This window comes from Streptomyces ipomoeae 91-03, assembly GCF_000317595.1.
In the GTDB taxonomy this organism is placed as follows: Bacteria; Actinomycetota; Actinomycetes; order Streptomycetales; family Streptomycetaceae; genus Streptomyces; species Streptomyces ipomoeae.
On the sequence record NZ_AEJC01000084.1, the window covers coordinates 1 to 7,486 of the forward strand.

The window sequence follows — 7,486 nt, forward strand, 5'->3', positions numbered from 1 at the left end:
CTTGAGGTCCCACTCCAGGGGCGAGCGGTTGTCCCAGACGGAGGCCAGCTCGCGAAGCCCGGGATGGACTTGGCGGCCATGGAGCCGATGGGACCGGCGGAGATGAGGTTGCAGCGGATGTTCTGCTTGCCCAGGTCACGCGCCATGTAGCGGCTGGTGGCCTCCAGGGCGGCCTTGGCGGGGCCCATCCAGTCGTACTGCGGCCAGGCGTACTGCGCGTCGAAGGTGAGGCCGACCACGGAGCCGCCGTTCTGCATCAGCGGCAGACAGGCCATGGTGAGCGACTTCAGGGAGTACGCCGAGACGTGCATGGCGGTGGCGACGGACTCGAACGGCGTGTTGAGGAAGTTGCCGCCGAGGGCGTCCTGCGGGGCGAAGCCGATGGAGTGGACGACGCCGTCGAGGCCGCCGAGTTCCTCACCGACGATGTCGGCGAGCCGCCCGAGGTGCTCGTCGTTGGTGACGTCGAGCTCGATGACCTTGGTGGGCTTGGGGAGCTTCTTGGCGATGCGCTCGGTCAGGGTGGGCCGCGGGAACGCGGTCAGGATGATCTCGGCGCCCTGCTCCTGGGCGAGCTTGGCGGTGTGGAAGGCGATGGAGGACTCCATCAGCACACCGGTGATCAGGACGCGCTTGCCGTCGAGGATTCCGCTCATGGTTCAGTGACCCATTCCCAGTCCGCCGTCTACGGGGATGACGGCTCCAGTGATGTACGAGGCGTCGTCCGAGGCGAGGAACCGCACCGTCGCGGCGATCTCCTCGGGCTGCGCGTACCGGCCGAGCGGCACCTGCGAGACGATGTTCGCGCGCTGCTCGTCGGTCAGCACCTGGGTCATGTCGGTGTCGACGAAGCCCGGCGCGACGACGTTGAAGGTGATGTTGCGCGACCCCAGTTCGCGGGCGAGGGAGCGCGCGAAGCCGACGAGACCGGCCTTGGAGGCGGCGTAGTTCGCCTGGCCGGGCGAGCCGTACAGCCCGACGACCGACGAGATCAGCACGACGCGGCCCTTCTTGGCGCGCAGCATGCCGCGGTTGGCGCGCTTGACGACGCGGAAGGTGCCGGTGAGGTTGGTGTCGAGGACGGACGTGAAGTCCTCCTCCGACATCCGCATCAGGAGCTGGTCCTTGGTGACGCCCGCGTTGGCGATCAGAACCTCGACCGGACCGTGCTCGGCCTCGATCTCCTTGTAGGCCTGCTCCACCTGCTCGGAGTCGGTGATGTCGCACCTGACCGCGAGGCAGCCCAGCTCCGCCAGGGCGGCCGGCGGCTCACCCGAGCGATATGTGTACGCGACCTTGTCGCCGTTCTCGGCGAACGCGCGGGCGATGGCGAGGCCGATGCCCCGGTTGCCTCCGGTGACGAGAACCGAGCGGCTCAACGGATCACCCTTTCCATAGCGGTCTGCCACACCTGCCCGAATGCCCGGGCGGCAGGCGGTTTCATCGAAAACCTATCGGTCCGGTCCGTCGTGTGGGCATTCGGGCAGTGACAGTGGCACGCGCCGCCCGCTGTCGGATCCCTACAGTCGCTGCCGCCGGTCAGTCGGCCATGCCGGGCGCGTGGGCGGACAGCCCGGCCTCCCAGTGCCTGTTCATGCCGCCGCGGGGTTTCCGCAGCACTTCTTGTACTTGCGCTGCGAGCCACACCAGCAGGGGCCGTTCCGGGGCGGGGGCCAGTCGGCCACCAGCCCCAAGCGGGCGAGTTCGGCGGCGTAGGCCGAGCGGGTGTCCGGCGCGTCGGGGGCTTCGCCGCCCTCCGCCGCCGCATGGGACTCCAGGCCGCTCACGGTCGCACGGCCCACGGCGAGGTGTGCGGCCCCCGCCTCGGACAGCTCCCTCAGTGTGCGTTCGACCTGCCGCCGGTGGTCGGCGTGATCGGTGCCGTAGTCGTCCGCTGCTCTCGGCCAGCGTGCCAGGAGTCTGCTGAACTCCTCCGGCGACCAGTACAGAACACACGTACTCCTCGAAGCCGCCGTGCGTACGGGTCGGCTCCCGCCCCTGAGTTGGTTCGGCAACTCCTCGATCGCGGTCTCCAGCGCCTCGGGAACGCCGTTCACGAGCTGCATGAGCCGGAGCGGATCATGCATCTCGTCCAGCGGCGTCACACGGCCGAGGAAGGAGGCGGCACGCCGCTCGTGCAGCACGTCGGCCACCTCGTCCCAGTCGTCGTGCGGCTCGCCGAGCAGCCGTCGCACCCGGTGGCGGCCGATGACGAGCGTCTCGATGTCGTAGTGGTGCGGGTCGGCTTCCACCGTGTCCACGGTCACCGGCGTACTCGCGCCGAGGGCATGCGCGATGCCCGCGGTGAACCACTCGGCTGCCGTGACCGTCTCGTCCGCCGCCTCGAAGGCCTCCGCGACGAAGTTCCAGGCGCCGGCGTCCCGGGGATGCCGCCTGCGGAACGCGGCGGCTGCCGCGCGGGCGTCCTCGCTCCGTCCGGCGTCCCACAGCACACCGATGCGGTAGGCGTCCACCAGGTCCGGTTCGGAGCAGTTCCCCGCCGTCTCCGCGTCCAGCAGTCGCTCGTACAGAGCGATGGCGCGGTCGTACTCGCCCGCGTCGCTCCACGCGTCCGCGGCCTCCAGGAGCAGTTCCTCACGCTCCTCGGGATGCCGCTCCGCCAGCTCCTCGCACTCCTGTGCGACTTTGGCGTGGTCGGCCAGGGATGGGGGCGCGATGGCCCTGAGGGCGGGCGTTCGCTCGCTGCCGTGCGCCTTCTTGTTGTTCTTGCTGTGCTTGCCGCCGGTACGGCGCTTGCTGGACATGAGCCCACCGTAGGGCGGGCGAAGTCGACGACGCCTGGAAAGCCGACAGGATCACCGGCGAGTGAGCCGTGGTCGCTCCAATTGGCCGGTGAGTGCTCGACTCGGCCGGTTGAGCGCTCCCACCGGGTAGGCCATGCCTCCACCGGTATCTGTCGCCGACAGCCCACGCCGGCTTTTTGGACCAGTTGGGCCGGTGCGCTTTGGCCCTGTCCTCCGGACCATGACCGCACAAGGGTGAGAGGACCTTCAACCTCGCGGAGATTCTGTTGAGTATCGCGTTCCTGCTGACCACCCTGGTCATGGTGGTCACCCCTGGCACCGGCGTGGTGTACACCCTCGCCGCCGGGCTGTCACACGGCCGCCGTGCGAGCGTGGTGGCCGCGATCGGCTGCACCCTCGGCATCGTGCCGCACCTGGTGGCGACGATCACCGGTCTCGCCGCGCTGCTGCACACCAGCGCCGTCGCCTACGAGGTGGTGAAGTACCTCGGTGTCGGCTATCTGCTGTACATGGCGTGGGCGACACTGCGTGACAAGGCCGCGCCGGCCGTCGAGGAAGAGGCCGAGCCGCGGTCGGCGGCCCGCGTGATTGTCTCCGGAGTGTTGATCAACCTGCTCAACCCGAAACTCACGATGTTCTTCGTCGCGTTCCTCCCCCAGTTCGTCCCCGTCGGCGAGCCCGGCTCCCTCGGCATGATGCTCCGGCTCAGCGCCGTCTTCATGGCACTGACCTTCGTTGTCTTCACCGCGTACGGCATGTGCGCCGCGGCCGTGCGCGACCGCGTGCTGGCCCGGCCGCGGATGCTGACCGGCATCCGCCGGGTGTTCGCCGCCTGCTTCGTGGGCCTGGGCGCACGGCTGGCGGTGGCGTGAGATGCGCTTCCGGCACGCGGACGCGATCTGGTCCGACTACCCCGAACTCGTCGCGGGCGCGCTCCACGCCACCGGCGTCGGTCGCGCCGCCGACGTCGGCCCGCGCGTCGCGGAGTACACCGCCCGCGCCGAGGCCCGGCTGGCCGGCACCTCCGAAGGCCGGTTCCCCGAAGTGCTGGCCTGGCGGCGGGCCTTCGCCCGGATGGGGCTGAAGCCGACACAGTACCGATGCGCCTCGGAGTCGCTGCTACGGCGGCTGCGGAAGGAGGGGACGCTGCCGCGTATCCACCCGGTGGTCGACCTGTGCAACGCGATCTCCGTCGCGTACGCGGTCCCGGTCGCGGTCCTCGACGCCGACCGCATCGCCGGCCCGCTGCTCGAGGTGCGCCACGCCCACGGTGACGAGCGCTACACGACCTTCAGCGGCGACACCGAGCACCCAGCGCCCGGCGAGGTGACGTATGCCGACTCCGCCGGGCGGGCGCATGCTCGCCGCTGGACCAACCGGCAGAGCGGCCACTCCGCGGTCGGTGACCACACCAGCCGGGTCCTCGTGGTGGCGGAGGCCATGCATGACGGCGGTACGGAGACCGTTTTCGAGGTGATGAAGACGATCGCCGAGGAACTCGCCGCCCGCTGGGGGACCGCCCCCGCGACAGCTGTTCTCACCTCATCCGCAAGGGAGTTCCTCCTCGGCGGCTAGTCGCTGGTCAGCGCCCGGGCGTCGCAGCGACGCATGACACCATGAGTCCGGTGAACGAGGGGGAACGGGTGACGAGCGGCACTGCTGCGGCGTCCACGGCGGCAGCCGCGTCAGCGGATGCCGGACCCCCTGCTCACGGCTCCGACTTTCTGCAGCTGGACGCCAGGGACGCGCCCGCAGGCGGTAAGGCGGACTGGCTGGCACGGCAGCTGCGGCAGGCGATAGCCGACGGCCGGCTGGCCGTCGGCAGCAGACTGCCGCCCACCCGGGTACTCGCCGCCGAACTACGCGTCTCCCGGGGCGTGGTCACCGAGGCGTACCGGCGGCTCACCGAGGACGGCCATGTCGAGGGGCGCCGGCGCGGCGGCACGGTGGTGGTGGCGGCGCCACCCGCTTCCCCGCAGGCGCCCGCCGCGTCCGGGCCGTCCCGGGGTACCGCCCCGGCCCGCGGTCACGGCGCCGACCGGACCGTACCGCCCGCGCTTTTCAACGGCGAGCCCGGCGCCGATGTCTTCGACGTGCTGCGCGCCACCCACGCCCGCATCGACCTCACCCCCGGCCGGCCCGACCTCTCCGCCTTCCCCCGCGCGGCCTGGCTGCGCGCCGAACGGGCCGTGCTCGCCGAGCTGCCCGCCGGGAACCTCGGATACGGCGACCCCCGCGGTGCCCCGCGGCTGCGCCGCGCCGTCGCCGGCTGGCTGGCGCGCAGCCGCGGCATCCAGATCGAGCCGGACGAAGTACTGATCGTCGCCGGCACCGCGCAGGCGCTCACCCTGCTGCACCCCGTGCTGCGGGCAGACGGCATCACCAGCGTCGCGGTGGAGGACCCCGGCTCGCTCGGAACCCGCCAGCATCTGCAGAGCGGAGAGCTGGCCACCCCACCCGTACCGGTCGATGACCAGGGCCTGCGCGTCGACGCACTGCGCGCCACCAGCGCCCCCGCGGTACTGATCACACCCGCCCATCAGTTCCCCACCGGCGTCGTGACCAGCGGCGAGCGGCGCCGTGAGCTCCTGCGCTGGGCGGCGGACGGCGGGCTGGTCGTGGAGGACGACTATGACGCGGAGCACCGCTACGACCGGCCACCGGTGCCCGCGCTGCGCTCACAGCTCGCCGACCGGCTGTGCTACATGGGCAGCGTGTCCAAGCTGCTCGCACCCGCGCTGCGGATCGGCTGGGTGGTGCCGCCGCCTCGCTACCGGGAGGGGCTGACCGACGCAAAACGCTTCACCGACCTGGGCAACGCCGTGCTGCCGCAGCTGGTGCTCGCCCGACTGATGGAGTCGGGCCAGCTGGAGCGGCATCTGCGGCTGCTGCGTGGCCGCCACACGCGCCGCCGCGACGCGATGATCAACGCCATCGCCGAACACCTGCCGGGCGCGGTCGTGCACGGCACGGCGGCCGGCCTGCATCTGACCGTCACATACTCGGCGGAGGTGCCTGACACCGAACTCGCCTCTGCCGCACTCGCCCGCGGCGTGAAGTGCCAGCCCCTGTCCTGGCACCGGCAGCTGCCCGGCCGCCCCGGCCTCGTCCTCGGCTACGCCGCCAGCCCGCCCGGTGCGATCGCCGAAGGGGTGATGGCGCTCGGCCAGGCGCTGCGCGAGCTGGCCTGACACCCTTGGACGGCAAGCAGGACCATGGCGGAGGTACCGCGGTCACCGAGAGTGCGGTAGTCCTCCGTTCCGGATGCCCGCGAGGGATATTCGCCGTGTGCGGCAAGCTCGGGACATGCTTCACTTCGGACTTGCCATGCGATGCCATGAGCTGAGCAGGACGAACCCACCGGCCGGAGCGAAGGGAAGCCCACCCGTGCCCCACGAAGTCGATCAGTCATTCCTGGCACTGCCGCTACGGGCCCTGGCCGACGCCGCGCTCGCACGCGCGCGTGCGCTCGGGGCCGAGCACGCGGACTTCCGGTTCGAGCGGGTGCGCAGTGCGTCCTGGCGGCTCCGGGACGCCAAGCCCGCCGGGTCGTCGGACACGACCGACCTGGGGTACGCGGTGCGGGTCGTGCACGGCGGGACCTGGGGGTTCGCCTCCGGTGTGGATCTGACGATGGACGCCGCCGCGAAGGTCGCCTCGCAGGCCGTGGCGATGGCCAAGCTGTCCGCGCAGGTCATCAAGGCCGCCGGGTCGGACGAGCGCGTGGAGCTGGCGGACGAGCCCGTGCACGCGGAGAAGACGTGGATCTCGTCGTACGAGATCGATCCGTTCACCGTCCCGGACGAGGAGAAGTCCGCGCTGCTGACGGACTGGAGCGCCCGGCTGCTCGCGGCCGACGGCGTCAACCATGTGGACGCCTCGCTGCTCACCGTGCACGAGAACAAGTTCTACGCGGACACCGCCGGGACCGTGACCACGCAGCAGCGCGTACGGCTGCATCCGTCGCTGACGGCCGTGTCCGTCGACGAGTCCAGCGGTGAGTTCGACTCCATGCGGACGCTGGCGCCGCCGGTCGGACGGGGCTGGGAGTATCTGACGGGCACCGGCTGGGACTGGGACGCCGAGCTGGCCGAGATCCCGGCGCTGCTCGCCGAGAAGATGCGGGCGCCGAGCGTCGAGGGGGGCGTGTACGACCTGGTCGTGGACCCGTCCAACCTCTGGCTGACCATCCACGAGTCCATCGGCCACGCCACCGAACTGGACCGCGCGCTCGGCTACGAGGCCGCGTACGCCGGTACCTCCTTCGCCACCTTCGACAAGCTCGGCAAGCTGAAGTACGGCTCCGAGCTGATGAACGTCACCGGCGACCGCACCGCCGAGCACGGCCTCGCGACCATCGGGTACGACGACGAGGGCGTCGAGGGGCAGTCCTGGGATCTCGTCAAGGACGGGACCCTGGTCGGCTACCAGCTCGACCGGCGCATCGCCAGGCTGACCGGTCTCGGCCGCTCCAACGGCTGCGCGTACGCCGACTCCCCCGACCATGTGCCGGTGCAGCGCATGGCCAATGTGTCGCTGCGGCCGGACCCGGCGGGGCTGTCCACCGAGGACCTGATCGGTGGCGTCGACCGCGGCATCTATGTCGTCGGGGACCGGTCGTGGTCCATCGACATGCAGAGGTACAACTTCCAGTTCACGGGGCAGCGGTTCTTCAAGATCGAGAACGGGCGGATCACCGGGCAGCTGCGGGACGTCGCGTA

General features: G+C 70.9%; 6 protein-coding genes and 1 pseudogene. 4 read left to right on the top strand and 3 right to left on the bottom strand.

Annotated features, from left to right (window positions below; translation table 11 throughout):
- The 3 genes and pseudogenes from fabI to STRIP9103_RS05275 form a co-directional block, all read right to left on the bottom strand.
- Positions 1-656, bottom strand: a pseudogene (fabI, locus tag STRIP9103_RS05265) (enoyl-ACP reductase FabI); the annotation flags it as partial.
- Positions 657-659: 3 nt separating this feature from the next.
- A complete protein-coding gene (fabG, locus tag STRIP9103_RS05270) occupies positions 660-1,379 on the bottom strand; it encodes a 3-oxoacyl-[acyl-carrier-protein] reductase (protein WP_048819737.1) in 720 nt (239 codons plus the stop codon).
- 213 nt (positions 1,380-1,592) lie between these two features.
- The gene (locus STRIP9103_RS05275; RefSeq protein WP_009299777.1) at positions 1,593-2,765 is read right to left on the bottom strand and encodes an SEC-C metal-binding domain-containing protein; all 1,173 of its coding nucleotides are present in this window, start codon (positions 2,763-2,765) and stop codon (positions 1,593-1,595) included.
- 266 nt (positions 2,766-3,031) lie between these two features.
- Here STRIP9103_RS05275 and STRIP9103_RS05280 point away from each other — a divergent pair, with 266 nt between their 5' ends.
- The 4 genes from STRIP9103_RS05280 to STRIP9103_RS05295 all read left to right on the top strand — a co-directional run.
- Positions 3,032-3,637 (top strand): LysE family translocator, encoded by a 606-nt coding sequence (locus STRIP9103_RS05280; protein ID WP_009299773.1) that lies wholly within the window; start codon positions 3,032-3,034, stop codon positions 3,635-3,637.
- 1 nt (position 3,638) lies between these two features.
- On the top strand, positions 3,639-4,340 hold the full coding sequence (locus tag STRIP9103_RS05285) for a B3/B4 domain-containing protein (RefSeq protein WP_009299771.1): 702 nt from the start codon (positions 3,639-3,641) through the stop codon (positions 4,338-4,340).
- Positions 4,341-4,381: 41 nt separating this feature from the next.
- The gene (pdxR, locus tag STRIP9103_RS05290) at positions 4,382-5,956 is read left to right on the top strand and encodes a MocR-like pyridoxine biosynthesis transcription factor PdxR (protein WP_048819738.1); all 1,575 of its coding nucleotides are present in this window, start codon (positions 4,382-4,384) and stop codon (positions 5,954-5,956) included.
- A gap of 196 nt (positions 5,957-6,152) precedes the next feature.
- Positions 6,153-7,486 (top strand): TldD/PmbA family protein (locus STRIP9103_RS05295; protein ID WP_048819739.1); only part of this gene is annotated, 1,334 nt, incomplete at its 3' end.

Excerpts from the sequence above, each read along its gene's own strand:
- pdxR (WP_048819738.1), top strand. The coding sequence starts at position 4,382 with ATGAGTCCGGTGAACGAGGGGGAACGGGTGACGAGCGGCACTGCTGCG.
- STRIP9103_RS05275 (WP_009299777.1), bottom strand. The coding sequence starts at position 2,765 with ATGTCCAGCAAGCGCCGTACCGGCGGCAAGCACAGCAAGAACAACAAG.
- STRIP9103_RS05285 (WP_009299771.1), top strand. The coding sequence starts at position 3,639 with ATGCGCTTCCGGCACGCGGACGCGATCTGGTCCGACTACCCCGAACTC.